Here is a 20,177-nt window from a genome sequence, read left to right as displayed (position 1 = left end):
AAAACCTTTCTTAAACCAGAAGTAACGTTACTTTTAAAGACAAAAAGAAAAAGGCCCCGGAATTACCCGGGGCCCTAGTCCTTCAGAAGGAACGACCTAGAGTTAAAGCACGGCCAAGGACTCAACCTAGAGAAACAGAAGCACCGTCTATGAGTGCCGACGGCAGAGTGCGAGAGTAGAAAAATAGACACCCTGTTCTAAAAACACTCTCACTATATACATAGGTGAGAAAATGACAGTTTATGTCACTATGAGCCCCCTATGTTATCAAATTGTTACAATAACAGGGGTTAGGCTACCTCAGTTAGCCGTTGGTAATTAGAGAACAACAACTCGAGCCGCTGCCTCTCATTCGATAATTTCCGAGAAGCACCAAACGCCTTATCTACCTCCCGGTCCAAAGCATCGTGTGCCTTAACGAGCTCAGGTGCCATGCTCAGAGGTGCGTAGTGTTCAGCCAAAGACCGCTCAGGGTGAAGCTCACGAGCTTCCAGTACCTTCTTACCAGCCTTAATAATGCTCTCTCGCTGCTTATCGGATAGCTCTGGAACCGGGAACGTGTTCCACACAATAGTATTTGAAAAGTTGTAATCGCTTTTCAGACGGCCTCCAACCGTCTTTTGCCAAGTAATAAACATGGAGGAAGAAATAAGCCCAAATAAGAGCCCATCAGGGTCTACGGCTGTATAAACCTTGTCGCCCGCAATTATCTCTGGAGAAAGATGCTGAGCCGTGTAGTATCTACGAGCCTCTGAGACTACCCTCGGTATGCCTACATAAGAAGTACTTGGCTGGTGAAGCTCTCCAAACAGGTACGGGGTAGCTGCTCTCTTTTGCGTAGCTGCTCTCTTGCTCTTGAGCCGGTGAGTTCTCACAGCTTCAACCCTAGAGCGAAGAATCTCGCTCTTCTCAACGTCCCCCGGCTCCAGGTTCTCCATCCATAGGCACCAGCGCTCCAGGCCTCTTACGAGTTCCTTCCCCATCCGGAACGGGCGAAGATACTTAGCCGCTACGGGGTCCGAAGAAACCTCCTCGTACTCCTCAACCTCAACAATCAGGTTCCCACCATCATTGGGCATGCTCCCAAAACGAGCTGGAGCCACATCAGAAAGCGGCTTAGAGTGCTTCTCTATCAAAACGTTTGGACCATCAACGAGGTACGCATTAATAGATCTCGTAACCGGAACCAATTCAGGTTCAGCATTAACTCTTGGGTAATCCCATAACCGAGGCGTTGGAGAATCCTGCCTATCAAATCCAATAATCACACAGTGAACGGCTGCCTTACCAGGGGCCTCCGAATCCCAAGAAAACGTGCGATGAGCAAACCGAATACGCCACCCCGCATCGAAAATAGGGCCAAATAAACGCGGTACTTGGTCACCTTGGGTAATTGAATTGGTGGTGACGAAACCAAACCTCCCCCGGCGCTTCTGGAACATCTTCAGTGCCTGAGCGTGCCAGCCCGTAACGTAATCCAGCTGATTAACACCCTTAGCCCCATTCCAAACGCGATTAAGTTCCTGCTTCTGCTCTTTGTCCATCATTCGAGCACCAATAAACGGCGGGTTACCAAAGACGAAAGTTTCGCCCTTAGGTTCTGGCACAATCAGGGACCAATCAACAGCAAGCGCATTAGCGTGGTGGATATGGGCGGTTATCCGGATAGGCAACCTCTCGGGTGCTGCTCCGATACGCTGTGCAAGCTCTTTGTTGCATTGATGGTCCACAAGGAACATCGCAGTTTCTGCAATACGAGCAGGCCACCAGTTCAACTCGATACCATAGAACTGGCCGATACTTAATTTCTGCTCGAATGACACGTCAAGCGCCATATCATCCAGCGTGCCCTCTTTACGGCGAATAGCAACGATAAGGTCTGTCTCTATCTTCCTGAGCTCCCGATAGGCGACGATAAGGAAGTTACCGGAGCCACAAGCGGGGTCCAGAAACGCATACTCAGCTAACGAATCTCTGAACTCTCGTAGCGCCTTAACCGTGGTGGACCTAGAGGTAATCAGCCGCTCTGCCTTCTCTCGAAGCTCTGTCAGAAAAAGTGGTTGCAGCGTCTTCAGAATGTTGGTTTCCGAAGTGTAGTGCTCGCCGTCTGAGCGGCGGGCTTCTTTGGACTTCACCAACTGGAACAATGAGCCAAAAATAGCCGGGCTAATCTCACTCCAGTTAAACCGACAAGCGTGCAGAAGCGCGGTACGCATAGCTGGGGTGAAATACTGAGTCCGCATCGGCTCAGCAAAAATAGCACCGTTCACATAAGGAAACGCGGCCATAGAATCCGGTACATGGCGGCGACGATTGTCAGGCGTATTCAGCACTTCGAACAGCGCATTAAGCTGGGGCCCGAGGTTGTCAGCGGTGGTGTTCTCCTCTACAAAACGAGTAAACAGGTCTGCTTCCCACAACCCCGCATCGTCTCCGAAGAGCAGGAACAACAACCGGGTTAGGTACATCGAAGTCTCGTGTACCCGAAGCTCCTCATCGTGAAAATTCGTAGGAGCCTCATCACCAACAGCCTCGTCAACGTCGTCACCCGCCATAGCGGTAAACAACTCAGCCATAAGCCGGGAAGCTTGAATACTCGCACGAGCTTCTTCCGCCCGAGTTACAGTGTCATACCCCGCAAGAAACTTGAGAGAATCCAGGTAGTCCACTACTTCGGATAGCCCGAAGCTCACATCAAAGCTCGTATCACCGAGGCGAATTAATCTGAACTCTTCGAAATTCGAGCACAGAATATATCTCGGATATTCAAAATCCCGGATACTACCGCCATTGAGGTAATCCAGAACCTGTTGATAAGCAACCTCGAGGTCTACGCCCGGCTTTTTTGCTTCACCAATGACCACACCGGGATAAAACAAGTCGATACGGCCAGTGTTGCCGGTATCGCTACGGCGTGCATTCCTTTCAAACAGGTTCATGCGTTGGGCGGTGATACCAAAGCAAGAGAATAGGTCAATCCAGAAACGCTGTGCTGCTTTTTGCTCCTGACCAGTCAGGCCCTCAGCCTTCCACTCCTCGAGCTCTCTCAGCCAATGACTCCGGAAAGAATCTAGATTGCGGTGGATTTCATCACGAGAAAGCTGGGAACTAGGCATACGGTTCAGAGTATCGTATACACCTCTGGCAAGAGGCTCACACAGGGCGGATTAGCACCCCTTCAACAGTGCATACCCCTAACGCGTCGTTTAAGGCCTCTAACCCCACAGAGCAGAGCTCGAGGAGTGTTACAAGCGGCCCATAGAGGCCCCTAGCGTCCATTCTGAGAGCCTCCCAGACGTTCCAAGGGTAAATACACCAGAGAAGAGATTAAAACGCTTAGAATGGATTCTGGGGACTTAACCAGAGACTAACTCCCTTTGATACGCCCTGTGGGTTAGAGCGTTACAGCACCGCAGGCACGAGGAGTGCTCCTATCAGCTCGGAGGATTATCTAAACCTCCCCAATGGAGTATAAATAATTATTAATGCAAGGTAGTCTACCTTGCTCTTAGGAGAGTAATTAACACCGGCCACTTTGGCCGGGTAATAGCGGCGATTTTGCCTCCAGGATAAACAGACTCAAACATAATTTTCCCGGCAAAGTGAGGAAACATGACTCATCTAAACCCTGTGTAGGGGTGTAATTATTAGGTGAGTCACAATTCCCCACTTCCGATACCCGGAAACCATAAGACGCAAACAGCGTCACTTAGGGAGCAGCACCCCTTTTAAACCAGCCCTAGATGTTCCAAGAGCTCTTGCTCAGCAGGATTACCCATACTGGAAACAGCAGTGGCCTCAGCAAACCGCTGCCTGTGGTACCGGCTCCGGCGTTGGTAATCTTCAGCAATCTTCTCACGAATACGCTGGTACACCTCAGAGACCTCACCTTGATTGCATAGGTCTTGAGCAACACTAGCCGCATCTTCACAGATACTAAGCCCTTCTGGAGCATCAACCACTAGCCCGAGCTCAATCAACCGAGAAACCGAATTCTTAACAGTGGTGCCACCAGCACCAGACAAAGAAACTAGTTCTCTTCTCGAAGAAACACCAGAGTCGATTAGGTCAAACACCTGAGCACAACGGCCACCGAGTTCCTTGTGCCTCCACACAGGGGACAATGCAGGCAACATACTCTTACTACGGTAGGGGTACTTGTACCTAGCTTTAAACCCTAGATAATCAAGATAATTACTATTAGATAACCCTGTAGGGGTTATCTCCCTTAATACTATTAAACCTAACGATTCCGACCACCCTGCAAGACTAATCTTCGAATAGTCACCTTTGCTAGGGAAACCGATATATCCAAGCTTCACTAGACGCTTATACGCTTCGGAAACCTTGGAAGGATAGAAACCAGTATCACAAGCGACAGAATCCAGAGAGTAATCAATAACAACCTGATTATCTGTTACGGCTTTAAGGGCTAGTGCCAGCATCACACGGCGGTCAGTAGCAGCGGTACGCCCCTTCCAGGGGCCATACCGGACACTGTTTAGAACGTCTACCAGATAATCATTCCGATGACGCGAATACAGCACTTCCCGAGGAGCTTTACTAGTATCACTGCCTGAGTAAGCGGCCACCGTGGACTTAACCTTTGCCTCCAGCTCCTCCTCAGATTCATCTCCCGGCCACGCGAGAATAAGCCGGTGCAAGAATTCATCGGCCCCGAGGATTCCGAGCAGAGGAAACGCCACCTTGAGATAAGCAGCATTTCGTTCACCCGGAGCAGCATTAGAAATAACCTCTAAAAGTCGCTCAGCGTTGCCACTAGTACCAGCGTAAGGTTGGTGCTCCTCGATAATCTGAGCCGGTGCGTTAGGCCTAAGCAGCGTTAGCGCTAGGGAATCTGGGATAACAGCGGGCTCAAGACCATTGTCTGTGTATTCACGGCCCTGAACAACAGACCCCGGCAACGTGTAATACGTTGGCACCTCTACACCCCGCCCGAGCAGAGTTCCCGGCGCTACCGACTTCATAGGAAGCGGATAATCCTCCGGCCACGTATAGACCAAGTGGAAAGCCCCAGTAGTCTTAGAAGAAACCCGCATTGTAGGAGTGTCAGCAACTCCAGGAAACGCTGCACAGAACGCCTCGAAATTAGCGGACTTCTCCGGACTATCCGGGCGAATATCAATATCTATAACAATTCGCTCACCAGTAGCGTTTCTAGCGGCCCTGTTACCTTCACCCGTAGGGGAAGTTCGTGGTTTACCTTTAACAAACTCTTTTGAACCCGGCTTAAGCTCAAAACACTCAGCGTCACCGTAAACGCTTTCGAGTCGGCCCTTATCAGGACTATTCATAAAACAATTCTCTTTCTAAATTCTAAAATCTATCAACACTAAGCAGGCTATTTCCCTGCTCTGTAAGAGCCTGAAGCTCCCTCGCATCGAGATAAAGCTTCATGCTCGTACCGGGCTTAGTCAGAACAAACAGGTCTCCCTGAGGGGTAGTCTTATGCTCTAACCGAGGTAGTCTTTCCATCGAATCCATTAACAAACATCCTTTCTAATCTAAATAAGTAAATAAGGGCCCGTTTAAGGGGTTTAGCGGGCCCATAGAGCGCCCAACAGCGCTCCAGAGGGGTAAACATACCGAAACTATATTCCAACGCCTTAAAACGGCTCACAGCGCTTAATATCAGGGTGTGGGCTTGGCACCAGTTCCCCATCAACCTCGAGCACTAGACCGTCCTGAACCAACTGCTCCAGCATCTCCTCAACACTCCAGCCCAGCTCAGCCGCTGCATCCTTAATACTGACTAGTTCATTCGCTTCTTCATTCCAGGCCTCAACAGCTTCACTAGCCGATTCGTAAAGACGCTTTTGTATCTCGAGCTGTACCTCTGGGGTACGAGGCAATGCAGCAAGTTGTTCATCGGTTAGGCAGTGCAGTTTCTCCATCGTTACTTCTCCTCTGCTCCTGCCTTAACCACAAGCCTTTGGCCCTCAGGCACCTTCTCCAGCACCTGCACAGCCCGAGAAGCGCCTTCTCCAGGCTCCAACTCCGAGACAACACCGGGGATATTCTCGTAAGAAATCTGCACATCCGGAGCCTCACCACGTTTACGATTTTCCCGGTGTTCGAATGTGACCTTTACCCCGCATTCCCTGAGGTAAGCGTTTCTCTCAACAACCGAGGAGGCCTCCCACCACTCACGGATTGTTTGGCCGGTAGGCTCCCACACCCAACCAGCGGGCCTAACGCCCTCAGCCTCCAACTGGTCTAGTCGCTCTTGCATCGTCTCGATATTCGCTGTAATCGCATCAAACGCGGTAGTGCCAGCACGGTAGCGAGGCAACTCGTTTGCAAGCTCACGAATACCAGCCTCGAGCTCTGCAAGCTCCTCAGAGTGGTCTAGGCCTTCATCCCAGACCTTTACGGCCCTCACACTGTCACCGAGCAGCCCCAGGAATGAGCTGGTAACCGTATCTTCGATGAACTCTTCATCTACCTGAAGCGTCTTAGTAGAGCACTTGCCATGCTTACCTAACTGAGCAGTGGAACAACGGTAACTAGGTCTACGTCCATTATTCGGACTCATTTTATAAGCAGGGTTGCCGCAAACACCGCAAAACAGGACATTGAGCAACAGGGAATGCGAGCGGGCCGAAACATCAACTTCTCGAGAAGCAAGCTCCTTGCACACCCGCTCCCAGGTATCTCGGTCTAGGATTGCCTCAGCCCGCTTTACTGGGGCACCATCTTTCACCACAACCTTGGCTTCGGGCTCGTAAATCTTCTGGCCGCTTTTATTGCGCTTTGGCTTACCATTCTTATCCAGAACAGGCTCACGAATCATCGCATACCCCAGCATGGCCTTCGAGGTAATCATGCTTTTGAGGCGGTTACCGCGCCACTGACTCTTACGAGGCTCACGACCTTGACGAACATCGTTTAAGGCCCTAGGCGTTAGCTCACCCGCTGTATTAAACTGCCTCGCAATCTCATTCATGCTCACGCCTTGGAGCACAAGCCCCGCTGCCTTATGTACCTGCTTAACTTGAACAGGGTCCGGTTCAACCTTCCATCCACCGGAACTATCTTGCACTGGCCTATAACCCCAGGAGGGTACAGCGCCACGGTATTTACCGCTGATAATCCTGTGGTGTTGGTCTGCTCCGGTACGCTCCCTAATCGCAGCAAGTTCTACCTCTGCAAAGGAGCCTACGAGCATCGCCATAATCCGGCCCATATCGGTAGTGGTGTCAATATGGCTTTCGGTAGCCGACTTTAGGTAAACGTCTCTCTGTTCACACCAGCCCATCAAGGTCGAAAGCTGAGTCATACTACGAACAAGGCGGTCTAATCTCCAGAAGACAATTACGTCGAACTCGTGGGAGCGGCCAGGGTCATTATCTTTGCCAGAGCCTAACCAGGAGCCAAGCTCCGGGCGCTCGAATGGCGTAGTAGCACCAGCGCTTACGTTAAGGTCACTAGCAACACCTACTACTTCCCAGCCCATCCGCTGGCATAGCTCCCTGCACTCTTGTTCCTGCCTCTCAGGAGAAGAAGAGGCCTCCATTAGGCGGGAAATACGCACTACGACCAGTGCTTTTAGCTTATTATCCATCATGGTATAAATCTTAGACTACAGAGTATGCCATGGGTTCTCTGGCGGCCGCCGCGCTTGCCGGGGTGCTCTACATGGTCATCAACGGCGGCGGGGTGGTCGATGCCATCGAGGGCATCATTACCGACGCCCTCTCGAATACCCCGAGCTAGCGCCGCTTTCTAACCACGGCCGGCGGGCCCAACCCGCCGGCAGAAAGGAGGAATGATGCACAGGGTATTTGATGACGATGGCTCCGTGACCATCGAGGCCGCTTTGGCTTTAAGCTCCCTGGTCTTGGTCGCGGCGGGAATCGTGGGTGCCATTGCCACGCTGGCATCCTATATCGCCGCGGTGGACATGGCGGGCGCGGCCGCGCGTTCGCACGCCATCGGCGTCGAATACCATCCCCCGCGCGAGGATGCCCAGGTCAGCGTGGAAGAAAGCGGTGGGTTGGTGAGGGCGTCGGTAAGCGTTGATGCCCCCATCGGCACCATGCGCTCCGAGGCGGTATTTCCAGCCGAGGTGGGCGGAAATGAGTAAGCCGAAGCGCTGCGGCGAGGAAGGCTATGCCACCATTGCCGCAGCCGGCATCATCGTCGCCATCGTGAGCCTGCTGTTTATCGTGGCGGCAGTGGGCTCGCGCGTGGCCGCGCGACACGAGGCCCAGGTGGCGGCCGACCTCGCGGCGGTTGCCGGTGCCTGGGCCCTCGCTACGGGTGAAGATGCTTGTGCCGCCGCGCGCGATACCGCCGCGCTCAATGACGCCGCCTTAGAAACCTGTACCGAATCCGGCCGCGACGTCATCGTCACCGCCACGGTCCGTGGCCGGTCCACTCAAGCGAAGGCGGGGCCGGTATGAGCTGGCAGGAGGCAATGGTGCGGCTTATTCCTACCGTTGTGGCGGCTGTGGCGGGCTTCATTGCTTGGCGGGAATATCGCCGAAAGGTACGGGAAGAAATCAAATCGGATCGTAGGCGGGAACAAGATAGATGGTGGGGAATTGTGCAGTGGTGTATCGATAAGACTGACTCGGCGGAAAGCGCCGAAAGAATTACTGGATGGTATTTTCTACCTACAATTCTGGGATTATTATCGGATGTAGAAGGAGATTCCACCTTTATCAACACACTGTGGGATTTTGCCCAAGAGTTTAAAGAGGGCGAGCTCGACAAATCTGCCCCGAAAGAAGAAAGAGGCGATGCTTCATGAGGCATCCGCAAGGCTCGCCTTTTTATGAGCCGAATCCGGAAGTGCGGCGTACTCGCGCCCGAGCAGCGGCAGAAATTCAGCGCATAATATTGGAGCGGTTTCCTCATCGGCGTGAGGAGCTGTTGCAGCGCAGCGCGGATTATGAATACGCGCGGGCGCAGCGAGTAAATGAAGAAAAAGGCAGAACCGCTTAAGTCGCGGCTAGCCCTGCGTCATGGTGACCAGCGCACCCAGTAGCTTGATGGCGCCATCTTTGCTCAGCGGGTTATTTCCGTTACCGCACTTGGGCGATTGCACGCACGACGGGCACCCGGATTCGCACGGACAAGAGCGCACCGCCTCGAAGGTGGCCGCGATCCATTCGGGGAAGCGGCGAAAGCCCTCCTCAGCAAAACCGGCGCCGCCGGGGTGGCCGTCGTAGACAAAGACGGTAGGCAATTGCGTATCGGGGTGCAATGCGGTGGACACGCCTCCAATGTCCCAGCGGTCGCAGGTGGCGATAAGCGGTAGCAGGCCGATCGCGGCGTGCTCAGCCGCGTGCAAGGTGCCGGGCGTATCGGCGGCGGTAACCCCCATCGCGGCAAGCGCCATTGGATCGATGGTATAGGCCACCGCCCGGGTGACTAGGCGCTGTTCGGGGAGATCGAGGGGGATATCGTCGCCAATGGTGCCGTCGGCAAGCCGCACCTGGTAGCCGGTGACGCGGTCGGTGACCTCCACCTCCACGTCCGCTACCCACAGTCCTGGGGAGTAATTGACCAAGTTATCGGCCTCGCGCAGGATGCGGATATCCGTGGTGGAGCGCGGAGTCGTGGAATAATCCGGGGCCTCGGGCCGGGCCAGCGCCAGGTAATCGCTGAGGATGAGCTCCTCGATGACAAAACTTTCGCCCTGGTGCAGGTACACCGCGCCGGGGTGGACTTGGCTGGTAGCGCGGGCGGCATCGATGGTGCCGAGCAGGCGGCCGTCGGAGGAATCTACGATCATGACTTCCTCGCCCGCCCCGCCGCGCAGCGAAACCGCGGTATGGGCCGTTTCGGGCGAGAGTTCCTCCGGTGAATGGGCGGGGATGGGCACGGCGAACCAGCCGCGCTCGCGGCGGCGCAGCAGGCCAGATTCGGCCAGCTGGTGAACCACGTCCTGCGCGCCCCAGGCGGCAATCGTGGCATCATTCAGCGGTTTTTCCACCGCGGCGCAATAGACGTGGCCGAAGAGGATATACGGATTGGCCGGGTTGAAAACGCTGGCCTCCACCGGTCGGCCCAGCAGGGCCTCGGGGTGGTGGACCAGGTAGGTATCCATCGGCTCATCGCGGGCGATGAGTACTACGAGCGAGCCTTGCCCGCGGCGGCCGGCGCGCCCGGCCTGCTGCCAAAAGCTCGCGACGGTCCCCGGGAAACCGGCCGTGACCACGGCATCGAGCCCACCGACATCGATACCCAGCTCGAGGGCGGAGGTGGTGGCGACGCCGAGCAAGGAGGCATCGTCAAGCGCGCGCTCCAACTTGCGGCGGTCCTCGGCCAAGTAACCGGCGCGGTAGGCGGCGATGCGCTGGGCAAAATCGGGCCGGCCGAGGCTACCGGAGAGCACCTCGGCCGCGCGCATGGCCACCACCTCGGCCGAGCGGCGCGAACGCACAAAGGTCATGGTGCGCGCGCCCTCGGCGATGAAGGAGGCCATCATCTCGGCCGCCTCGGTGGTGGCGGCGCGGCGCACCGGCGCCCCGTGCTCGCCCTCGGCCCCCTCGATAAAACCCGGTTCCCATAGCGCCACGGTGCGCGCGCCGGTGGGGGCGGTGTCCTCCGTAATCGCGCGGGCGGGCCGGCCGGTAAGGCGCTGCGCATGCCGGCCCGGGTCCTTCATAGTGGCCGAGGCATAAATTACTGTCGGCCGCGAGCCATAGTGCGCGCACAAGCGCAGCAGGCGCCGCAGCACCAGCGCCACGTTCGCGCCAAATACGCCCCGGTAGGAATGGCATTCATCGATGACGATGAACTCCAGGTGCCGCAGCAGCCGCGCCCACCGGGCATGCGCCGCTAGCAGCGACATATGCACCATATCCGGGTTGGAGAAAATGAACCGCGAATGATCGCGCACGCCCGCGCGGGATTCTTGCGGCGTATCGCCGTCATAGGGCGAGGGCACCACGCCCTTGAGCGCCGGAATGCCCCGGCACAGCTCGAGCACTGCCTGCAGCTGGTCCGATCCCAGCGCCTTGGTGGGGGTGAGATACAGCGCGCAGGCGCTCGGCTCCTGCGCCAGTCGGCTCAAAATGGGCAGCTGGTAGCCCAGGGACTTTCCCGAGGACGTACCGGTAGAAATCACCGCATCCTCGCCGGCCCAGGCTGCCTGCGCCAGCTCCGCTTGGTGGCTATACAGCTTGCCGACGCCCCCTTCGACCAGCTTCTCCTTCAACTCCGGCAGCACCCATTCGGGCCACTCGGCATACTGCGCACGCTGCGGCGGCAGAGTGGTGTGAAATGTGAGAGTGGACTCATCGAGGCGGCGCTGGATGAACTCGAGCAGCTCTTCTCCCAGGGGATTATCCGTTTCCGGGTGAGCCAATTTCTACCCCCTCGTGGGTTAGGCCTATCGCTTTGGCGTGGAACGTGTCACACTGATATGAGGCCAATGATGTCTTGGTGCGGTGTTTACACTTTAAGGTACTGCTAAAGGACGCATTTACCGAAACCTCCCTTGGTGCGGAATCGCCGCACCGCTAATCAAGAAAAGGACTGCACACCATGGCACAAGGAACCGTTAAGTGGTTTAACTCTGAAAAGGGCTACGGCTTCATCGAGCGCGAGGACGGCGAAGGCGATATCTTCGTCCACTACTCCGAGATTCAGGGCAGTGGCTTCCGTACTCTGGAAGAAAACCAGCAGGTCACCTTCGAGGTAGGCTCCGGACCGAAGGGCGAGCAGGCCCAGTCCGTGTCCGTAATCTAGGCGGTCGGCTCCCTCGCTACGGCGTTTCTGCGTAGCCGCGGCGGGTATCCCACCATTCGGTGAACTTATTCTGCAGCTTTTGCAGCCCCACGCCGATAATGACCGCGGCGATGATGCTGACCACCACAGCCAGCACGGGCGAATTGGAAAAGGCCATGCCGCCGAGGTAGCCAATGGCCAACGCCTCGCTGGCCCAGAGCGCAACACCAATGGTGTCGAAGAAGACAAAGACGATCCACGGGAAGCGCATCGATCCCAGCAGGATGGTCATAAACAAGCGCGCTGAAGGGATGAAGCGGGCAATAATAATGGCCGCACCGCCGCCGCGGCGCATATTGCGCTTGACCCAGTTCAACCCCTCGTAGGCCTTAGAACCTTTAGGCACGCGCTGGAGTAGGGGCATAAACCGTGTGCCTAGCAGGAAGCAGAGATTATCGCCCATCATGGCGGCAATCAGCGCCACGAAAAACATGGTGGGCAGGTGCGGAAAGCCCTGGGAGCCGGACCAGGCGCCGGCCATATTGAGCGGGATTTCAGAAGGCAGGACGGGGAAGAAGCAGTCACCAAAGATCAGCACGCCGACCAGCGGGTAGATCCACTCTGTGGACATGACGGTTTCGATCCACATAGTGATGGTGTCAACCATGAATCCTCCGCGGGCGTCGTCTTGGGTGTGCTATTGTGCCCCACAATGCTTTCGCAGCTACGGGGCGTTCTAAGTAGGCCAGTATAGACCCGTTCTGTGGGGGTACATAGTGCCCCTGAAAACGGCCTTTTGGCAGTACCGCGTATATGGTGCGAGACAGGAAATGCAGATCAACTGTGTACGCTAGGGGCGATTGCTGAAAGCGTGCATACCTTATTGTTCGCATCATCGAAAGGGATGAAGTCGAAGTGGCAGAAGCAGCCGGGCCGGGAAAGACCTTGGTGATCGTCGAGTCGGCGACGAAGGCGAAGAAGATTCAGCCTTACCTCGGAGATAACTACATCGTGGAGGCCTCTGTGGGCCATATCCGCGATCTTCCCCGCGGCGCTGCGGACGTGCCGGCTAAGTATAAGAAGGAATCCTGGGCGCGCCTCGGCGTGAACCCGGAAGATGACTTCGCCCCGCTGTATGTGGTGAGCCCCGATAAAAAGAAGAAGGTCGCGGACCTCAAGTCCAAGTTGAAGCAGTGCGATCAGCTCTACCTCGCAACAGACCCCGACCGTGAGGGCGAGGCCATCGCCTGGCACCTGCTGGAGGTTTTAAAACCCAAGGTGCCGGTGCGCCGCATGGTCTTTAACGAGATCACCAAGTCCGCGATCCTGGAGGCCGCGGACAATACCCGCGATCTGGATTACAACCTTATCGACGCCCAAGAAACCCGCCGCATCCTCGACCGCCTCTACGGCTATGAGGTCTCCCCGGTGCTGTGGAAGAAGGTTATGCCGCGGCTTTCTGCCGGCCGCGTGCAGTCGGTGGCCACCCGCGTCATCGTCGAGCGTGAGCGCGAGCGCATGGCGTTCATCCCCGCGGACTACTGGGATCTGGCCGCCACGCTAGATACCGGCGCTGCGGACGGGGACAACCCAGCCACTTTCGACGCCCGCCTTACCGCCGTCGATAGCAAACGCGTGGCCTTGGGCCGCGACTTTGATGACCGCGGAAACGTCAAGAGCAAAGACGTCATCGTCATCACCGAGCCACAGGCCAAGGCGCTAGAAACCGCGCTGCGCGGTGCGGATATGCAGGTCGCTGGGGTCGAACACAAGCCCTATACGCGCAAGCCCTATGCGCCGTTTATGACGTCGACGCTGCAGCAGGAGGCCGGTCGCCGCCTGCACTTTACTTCTGAGCGCACCATGCGCATTGCGCAGCGCCTGTACGAAAACGGCCACATTACTTATATGCGTACGGACTCCACCTCGCTCTCTAAGCAGGGCCTGTCGGCTGCGCGCAATTCCGCTACCAGCATCTATGGTGCAGAATACGTCTCTGATTCCCCGCGCGTATATGACCGCAAGGTGAAAAATTCCCAGGAGGCCCACGAGGCCATCCGCCCGGCCGGCGAGTCCTTCGCCACCCCGGGCCAGCTCTCTGGCCAGTTGGATGCGGAGGAGTTTAAGCTCTATGACCTGATTTGGAAGCGCACCGTCGCCTCCCAGATGGCCGATGCCAAGGGAACCTCCATGAAGGTCACCGTAGCCGGCACCGCCGCCACCGATAAGGGCAGCCACGACGTGGAATTTTCCGCCACCGGTCGCACCATTACCTTCCCCGGCTTCTTGAAGGCCTACGGCGCTGACGACGCCAAGGGTGATAAGAAGGGCGAGACCCGCCTGCCGCACTTGGAGGAGGGCCGCGCCCTGACCGCCAAGGAGGTTACCGCCGAGGGCCACTCCACCAACCCGCCGGCGCGCTATACCGAAGCCAGCCTGGTCAAGAAGATGGAGGACCTGGGCATCGGCCGCCCGTCTACTTACGCGTCCATCATCAAGACCATCCAGGACCGCGGTTATGTGGTCTCGCGCGGCAATGCGCTGGTGCCTTCGTGGGTTGCCTTCGCCGTCGTGGGCCTGTTGGAGGAGAACTTCACCGAGTTGGTGGACTATGATTTCACCTCTTCCATGGAAGACGAGCTAGACCAGATTGCCACCGGTATCGAGGATGGCACCGCCTGGCTAAACGGCTTTTACTTCGGCAACGCCGAGGCCAACGAGCAGAAGGCGGCCTCCATTGCCCGTCACGGCGGCTTGAAGTCGCTTATCGACGTCAACCTGGAAGCCATCGACGCGCGCAAGGTTAACTCGCTACTGCTTTATACCGACGCCGAAGGTCGCGATGTCTTCGTCCGCGTGGGCCGCTACGGCCCGTACATCGAGCGCGCCGTTGGCACTAACGACGACGGCAGCATCGAGTATCAGCGCGCTAACCTGTCCGAAACCGTCACCCCGGATGGCCTCAACGAGGAGCTGGCGGAAAAGCTTTTCGCCACCCCGCAAGGCGGCCGCGAGCTGGGCGAGAACCCGGAAAACGGCCGCATGATCGTGGCCAAGGAGGGTCGCTTCGGCCCGTATGTCACCGAAGTCGTCCGCGAGGATGAGCGGGAGAAGGCCGAGGGGGAGGCCGAGGAGGTCGTCGCCAAGGAGCGCGCCGAGGAAGACAAGCAACGCGCCGAAGAAGGCAAGCGCGCCAAGAATTGGGAAACCAAGACGGCCGCGAAACAGAAGGAAAAGCGCGTCAAGGAGTACATCGAGAACAAGCTCAAGCCGGGTACGGCTTCGCTGTTTAGCTCCATGGAACCCTCCACCGTGACTTTGGAGGAGGCCCTCAAGCTGCTTTCCCTGCCGCGCGAGGTGGGCGAGGACGACGGCGTGATGATCACTGCGCAAAATGGCCGCTACGGCCCGTACCTGAAGAAGGGTACGGATTCGCGCTCCTTGGCCAAGGAAGAGCAGATTTTCACCATCACCTTGGATGAGGCCCGCCGCATCTATGCCGAGCCGAAGCGTCGCGGCCGCGCCGCCGCTCAGCCGCCGATCAAGCAGCTGGGCGATAATGACGTCTCCGGCAAGCCGATGACCGTGAAGGACGGCCGCTTCGGTCCGTACGTCACCGACGGCACCACCAATGCCTCCCTGCGCCGCGGCGATGACCCAGAGCAGCTTACCGACGCCCGCGCGAACGAGCTCCTTTCCGAGCGCCGCGCCAAGGAAGCTTCCGGCGAGACCAAGAAGAAGTCCACCAAGAAGTCCTCTAAGAAGACGACGAAGAAGAAGGCAACCAAGAAGGCCACCAAAAAGTCCACGAAGAAGGCTGGCAAGAAGGCAACTAAGAAGCCTTCGCCCGGCACGAAGAACGTGGTAAAGGCCGGCTCGCGCAAGAAGTAACCGCGTAAGGTGGCGGGCATGAATGATTTTCTTGCCCGCACTCAAGAAGGCGCTGCGGCCCTGCGGCGCGCCGTCACCATCAAAACGCGGCCGCAGCTTTTGGCCTCGGTACGCGAAGAGCCCGCCGTTGGCGCCGGAGTTATAGCCGGAGCTATTGGCCAGGTGGAAAAGGCCCGCACCCTGACCCGTCCTTCGGTGCTCGGCGTGGCGGCCGTAACGGCGAGCCATGCCGCCTATGCGTGGAGCCTATATCGCCGCGGCGCGCGCAACGACGCCTTGGGCTGGGGTTTGCGCGCGGCCGTATGGGGTGCGGGCGTTGCCGCGACTCGCAAGGAGCCGACTGCCGCAGCCGTGGCGGTGGGCGGCGCGGCGGTACTCACGACCTCGGCAGTGGCGGGGGATCTAGCGCTGCGCACTGACGCCGGCAAGGGCATCAGCCACGGCGCCAACCTGCTCGTTGCGGCCGAGGGGCTGACGGCCCTGCGCGCGGCGCTCGCGCAGCAATATCGCGGTAAGCGGAAGCAGGGGGCGCGCCTAGTGGGCGCGGCCGAGGCGGGTGCCCTAGCGGTCGGCCATCTGCTGCTTCTCGATGGCCTGCGCCGCACCCGGTAACTGCGGCTGCATCGTCGGGCCGTAGGACAGGCGGCGGTGCACGGCCTCAAAAGGTCCGCGGCGGTCGAAGGCCTCCAGAACGCAGGCGAAGATTAGCGTGACCAGCCACACCGCGAAGGCCAGCTCGGCTTGGCCAAAGGCGCCCAGTTCGTGGCCGAAGTTCAGCGTAAACGGGTGCACGAGGCAGAAAAAGAGAATGGACTGCCCTACGTAGCCGCTCATAGAGCGCTTGCCCAGCGCCGCAAAGGGCCACAGCACTGCGGGCAGTGGCGCGCCGGCCGAGAGCCGCTCCTGTACCGGCTGCAACACCAGCGCGAGCCCGGCCAGGATGCCAGGCCCGGTAAAGACGCCGATGAAGGAGTTGGCATTATTGGCCGCATTGGCCCAGCGCTGCTCGATGACCCCGAGCGTGCTCAAAGACCACAAGCTGCCGATAACCACGGTGATGGCCGCTGCAATGGCGACCCAGCGCAGGAGGGTGGGGCGGTGAGAGGGGACGTCGGCAAGCACGCCCTGGCGCGCCCACACAAAGCCCACCAGCATCACGGGCAGGTACATCAGCAAAATGATCGGCGTGGCCAAGGCCTGGCTGCCTAAAGTAATAAGCTGGCTGAGCAGCAGATCGGGGTAGGACTCGATGGTGCCAATGCCCTCCGTGGCTACCACGCCGAGGGGATCCAAGGCGCCGGAAATAAAGGCTACAACCCCGCCCAGTGCGCACAGCGCAAAAAGAATATAGGCAATGAGCAGGAGGGTAGAATCCCGCTTGCGCAGTAGGAATGCAATTACGATCCCGGCCACACCGTAGAAAAACATAATGTCGCCCCAAAACAGCAGCACCATGTGCACTGCGCCCATGAGCGCCAAGAAGGTATAGCGCTTGGCGATGACCCAGCGCGCCGCCCGCACCGGAAACCCGCGCCGCCACAGGCTGAGGGCAATGAGCCCCACGCCAAAGCCGAGCAGGGTAGAAAACATGGGAAGGCCGCGGTTGTGGACAAAGAAGGCGCTGAAGACGACGGCCGCCTTATCCCACGCGCTGCCATCAATGATGCCGCCGAAATAGCTGCCCGGCCGGTCGGTGGTGATGATCCATGCCGTGGTCATATTGGCCATGGCGATGCCTAGGAGGGCCATGCCGCGCGCCACATCGGGCACGATCATGCGGGGCCGGGAAGCTGAGCTCACTTAAAAACCTCGTTATACCTCGGAACGTTCTGCCAGGGTAGCGCGGATAGGGCGAGCCAGCTGGGTCATGCGGTGACGCCCACGCAGCTCAATGGATTTCATCATAGTCCAGCGGGCCTGCTCGGCCTCATTGGCGGTCTTGAGTGTGGCGGCATTGGTGAGCACCTGGCCCGGGGTGTCCTTAGCGAGCTCGGTCAGGCGCGCAGCCTCGTTCACGGCGTCACCAATGACGGTATATTCGAAGCGATCCGCGCCGCCGATGTGCCCGGCGACGACGTGCCCCGCCGCCACGCCGATGCCCGCTTGCAGCTCCAGCCCGCGCAACTCGCCGCGCAGCTCGCGAGCGGCCTGCAGCGCCACGGAGGTGGAATCATAAACATTGAGCGGTGCGCCAAAGACAGCCAGCGCGGCATCGCCCTGGAACTTATTAATGATGCCTTTATTGCGGTGCACCACCTCGACGACGTGCTCGAAGAACTTATTGAGCTCCTCCACTACCTCCTCGGGGGAGTGATTGACGGCGAAGGTAGTAGAACCGATGACGTCAATAAAAAGCACCGCTACCTTGCGGTCCTCGCCGCCCAACTCGGGGCGCTCCTCTAGGGCGCGCTGCGCCACCTCGGCGCCGACGTAGCGGCTGAAAATATCGCGCACGCGATTGCGCTCGCGCAGGCCGCGCATCATCTCGTTGAAACCGGCCTGCAGTACGCCCAGCTCGGACCCGTCATAGATATCGACCTCGGCATTGTTCTCGCCGCGGCGCACCCGGTTAATGGCGTCCTGCAGCTCCACGATCGGGTCCACTACGCTCATCACCGCGAAGCTAGTACCGATAAACCCGGTGGCCAGAGCGGTAAGGGCCAGGGCCGTGATGGCGGGAACCAGGTCTCCTGCGGTGCCGGAGAAGAGCCCGGTGCGCTGGGCGATGAGCACGAGCAAGATGCCCGCCAGCGGCACGCCGGAGGTCATCAGCCAGGTTGAAATGAGGCGGTACTTGATGGGCGGCTCCAGGGTGGCATCCTCAAAGCGGCGCGCCACGGCTTGGGCGGCCACCGGGCGCACCAGGCGCTCTGCCTGCAGGTAGGTCAAGATGACCACCACGAGGCCGGCCAGGGTGGCGGACACGCCTACAACGAGCCCGAGGCTGGCAGATTCTCGGCCGGAAATCACCACGGCCAGGATGATGCCGATGAGCCACACCGCGGCCGCCACCACGGATTGGTAGACGGGGATGCGCAGCACTAAGTTGCGTACCATATTCGGATCGTGCTCGTCCGGGTGGCGCTGCCAGTCCAGCACCGGGCGGAAAAGCAGCAGGGTGACGGCGATGCCGATGACCACGGCAAAGATGAGGTACACCGCGGCAACGCCCATCAGGCTGGGCAGTTCGGAGGCAAAGTCCTTGATCTCCGGCATCGGCAGGAAATAAAGGACAAAGGTCATGATCGCTATGGCGCCGATGAGGTTCGCGCCGAGGACTAAGGCGGCGTAGACCGGCCATTGGGTGCCCATGAGCCATCGTGCGCCGCGCAGTAGTCTGTTCATGCCTTCATACTTTAGTAAGACCAGTAGGCTAGGGCGAGTGAATACCGGAAGCGTTGCGCAAAGATTGGCAGATACCCCAGGTGTGGCCCGCACCATCTTGGGCGCCGCTCGGGCGGCCCGGGGGATGCCGGGGGCAGACCCGCGGGCGATGAGCCATTCCTGGCTATTTACCGGCCCGCCGGGCTCCGGCCGTTCCTTGGCCGCGATCGATTTTGCGGCCGCGCTCATGTGCACGGATCCGGAGGAACCAGGCTGCGGCCGCTGCGAGGCTTGCCGCGCGGTGCTGGAGACAAAACAACACACCGATCTGGTCCTCGTGGATCCGCAGGAGGTCATCATTCCCGTGGATACGGTGCGCGAGGTCATCGGCCGTGCCGCGAGCCTGCCCACGGTGGCCCCTTGGCGCGTGGTGATCTTCAACAACGCCGACCGCCTCAACAATAACGGCGCGAATGCCCTGCTCAAGACGGTAGAGGAGCCGCCGGCGCGCACTGTGATCATCATGTGCGCGCCTTCCGACGCCCCCGAGGACTTCTCCCAGACCCTTCGCTCGCGTTGCCGCCACCTCTACATTCCTTCCCCGTCGGTGGAGAGCATTACCGCCCAGCTGGTCAGCGAGGGCGCCTCGGATCACGACGCCTACTTGGCCGCCCTCACCTCCCTCCGTCACGTCGGCAGAGCGCGGCGCCTGGTCAACGATCCGGCGGTGCAAAAACGCCGCGCGGTGGCCATCAACCTGGCAGAGGAGGTCTTCCACGGCTCCCAGGGCTTCCAGGCGGTGACCTCGCTGCTGAAATTGGTGGACTCGGAGGCGAAGGAGTCGCATAAGGACCAGGAAGAGGGCGAGCTGGCGAAGCTGGAGCAGACCCTTGGCGTAGGTGCGAAGGGCAAAGGTGCGGCTAAGGCGCAGCGCGACGCCCGCTCCGCCATCAAGGAACTGCAGGACCAGCACAAAAAGCGGGCGAAGCGCCGGGTTATCGACAATCTGGACCTCGTGCTTGTTGATCTCTCCTGCGTCTACCGCGATGCGCTCATGCAGAAAGTGGGCGCGCAGGTGGATCTCACCCACCCGGACTTCGCTGGACTTTCTGGTGAGCTCGCGCAGCGCGTGAGCGAGGAAGGCTTGCTGGACTGCCAGGCGGCCATCACGTTGTGCCGCGAGCAGCTGACCCAAAACGTCGGCACGCAGATTGCCTTTGACGGGCTAGTGGGCCGGCTGCGCCGCGCGTGTCTGTAAA

Annotated in this window: 15 protein-coding genes and 1 pseudogene; 8 read left to right on the top strand and 8 right to left on the bottom strand. The window is 58.6% G+C overall.

Going from position 1 to position 20,177, the window contains the following annotated elements; genetic code table 11:
• Positions 1-290 precede the first annotated feature (290 nt).
• The 4 genes from RAE04_RS08865 to RAE04_RS08850 all read right to left on the bottom strand — a co-directional run bounded on the left by RAE04_RS08865 (position 291) and on the right by RAE04_RS08850 (position 7,588).
• The gene (locus RAE04_RS08865; protein ID WP_317027127.1) at positions 291-3,116 is read right to left on the bottom strand and encodes a DNA methyltransferase; all 2,826 of its coding nucleotides are present in this window, start codon (positions 3,114-3,116) and stop codon (positions 291-293) included.
• A gap of 612 nt (positions 3,117-3,728) precedes the next feature.
• Positions 3,729-5,315 (bottom strand): hypothetical protein, encoded by a 1,587-nt coding sequence (locus RAE04_RS08860; RefSeq protein WP_317027126.1) that lies wholly within the window; start codon positions 5,313-5,315, stop codon positions 3,729-3,731.
• Between the two features lie 312 nt (positions 5,316-5,627).
• Positions 5,628-5,915, bottom strand: a complete 288-nt coding sequence (locus tag RAE04_RS08855; RefSeq protein WP_317027125.1) for a hypothetical protein — start codon at positions 5,913-5,915, stop codon at positions 5,628-5,630.
• Between the two features lie 2 nt (positions 5,916-5,917).
• Complete coding sequence (locus RAE04_RS08850; RefSeq protein ID WP_317027124.1) at positions 5,918-7,588, bottom strand: recombinase family protein; 1,671 nt, start codon at positions 7,586-7,588, stop codon at positions 5,918-5,920.
• 14 nt (positions 7,589-7,602) lie between these two features.
• Here RAE04_RS08850 and RAE04_RS08845 point away from each other — a divergent pair.
• The 4 genes and pseudogenes from RAE04_RS08845 to RAE04_RS08830 form a co-directional block, all read left to right on the top strand.
• Positions 7,603-7,737: pseudogene (locus tag RAE04_RS08845) on the top strand (DUF4244 domain-containing protein); the annotation flags it as partial.
• 55 nt (positions 7,738-7,792) lie between these two features.
• A complete protein-coding gene (locus RAE04_RS08840) occupies positions 7,793-8,107 on the top strand; it encodes a hypothetical protein (RefSeq protein ID WP_080970367.1) in 315 nt (104 codons plus the stop codon).
• Entirely contained in the window at positions 8,100-8,426 is a 327-nt protein-coding gene (locus RAE04_RS08835; protein WP_288211813.1) for an Rv3654c family TadE-like protein, read from the top strand. The genes RAE04_RS08840 and RAE04_RS08835 overlap by 8 nt, the downstream gene beginning before the upstream one ends.
• The gene (locus RAE04_RS08830; RefSeq protein ID WP_239274093.1) at positions 8,423-8,776 is read left to right on the top strand and encodes a hypothetical protein; all 354 of its coding nucleotides are present in this window, start codon (positions 8,423-8,425) and stop codon (positions 8,774-8,776) included. The genes RAE04_RS08835 and RAE04_RS08830 overlap by 4 nt, the downstream gene beginning before the upstream one ends.
• Positions 8,777-8,977: 201 nt before the next feature.
• Here the strand turns inward: RAE04_RS08830 and RAE04_RS08825 are convergent, their stop codons facing one another.
• Positions 8,978-11,341: a Zn-binding domain-containing protein gene (locus RAE04_RS08825; protein WP_317027123.1), complete on the bottom strand. Its 2,364-nt coding sequence runs from the start codon at positions 11,339-11,341 to the stop codon at positions 8,978-8,980.
• 179 nt (positions 11,342-11,520) lie between these two features.
• On the opposite strand from RAE04_RS08825, the gene RAE04_RS08820 reads away from it, so the two are divergent.
• On the top strand, positions 11,521-11,724 hold the full coding sequence (locus tag RAE04_RS08820) for a cold-shock protein (protein WP_049377802.1): 204 nt from the start codon (positions 11,521-11,523) through the stop codon (positions 11,722-11,724).
• 16 nt (positions 11,725-11,740) lie between these two features.
• Here the strand turns inward: RAE04_RS08820 and RAE04_RS08815 are convergent, their stop codons facing one another.
• A complete protein-coding gene (locus RAE04_RS08815) occupies positions 11,741-12,370 on the bottom strand; it encodes a DedA family protein (protein WP_284836680.1) in 630 nt (209 codons plus the stop codon).
• Between the two features lie 248 nt (positions 12,371-12,618).
• On the opposite strand from RAE04_RS08815, the gene topA reads away from it, so the two are divergent.
• Entirely contained in the window at positions 12,619-15,594 is a 2,976-nt protein-coding gene (gene topA / locus RAE04_RS08810) for a type I DNA topoisomerase (RefSeq protein WP_317027122.1), read from the top strand.
• A gap of 18 nt (positions 15,595-15,612) precedes the next feature.
• Positions 15,613-16,206 carry a hypothetical protein gene (locus tag RAE04_RS08805; RefSeq protein ID WP_317027121.1) on the top strand — a complete coding sequence of 198 codons (594 nt, stop codon included), beginning with the start codon at positions 15,613-15,615 and terminating at the stop codon, positions 16,204-16,206.
• Here the strand turns inward: RAE04_RS08805 and RAE04_RS08800 are convergent.
• Positions 16,156-17,394, bottom strand: a complete 1,239-nt coding sequence (locus RAE04_RS08800; protein ID WP_317027120.1) for a DUF418 domain-containing protein — start codon at positions 17,392-17,394, stop codon at positions 16,156-16,158. The genes RAE04_RS08805 and RAE04_RS08800 overlap by 51 nt on opposite strands.
• 12 nt (positions 17,395-17,406) lie before the next feature.
• Positions 17,407-18,939 (bottom strand): adenylate/guanylate cyclase domain-containing protein, encoded by a 1,533-nt coding sequence (locus tag RAE04_RS08795; protein WP_317027119.1) that lies wholly within the window; start codon positions 18,937-18,939, stop codon positions 17,407-17,409.
• Between RAE04_RS08795 and RAE04_RS08790 the strand changes: the two genes are divergently transcribed.
• Positions 18,938-20,176, top strand: coding sequence for a DNA polymerase III subunit delta' (locus RAE04_RS08790; RefSeq protein WP_317027118.1), 1,239 nt, complete (start codon positions 18,938-18,940; stop codon positions 20,174-20,176). The genes RAE04_RS08795 and RAE04_RS08790 overlap by 2 nt on opposite strands.
• Position 20,177 lies beyond the last annotated feature (1 nt).

It is taken from the genome of Corynebacterium sp. CTNIH16 (assembly GCF_032821655.1).
Taxonomy (GTDB): domain Bacteria; phylum Actinomycetota; class Actinomycetes; order Mycobacteriales; family Mycobacteriaceae; genus Corynebacterium; species Corynebacterium marquesiae.
Note: the sequence above shows the minus strand (reverse complement) of the source record. Positions and strands in the feature narration are given on the sequence as shown.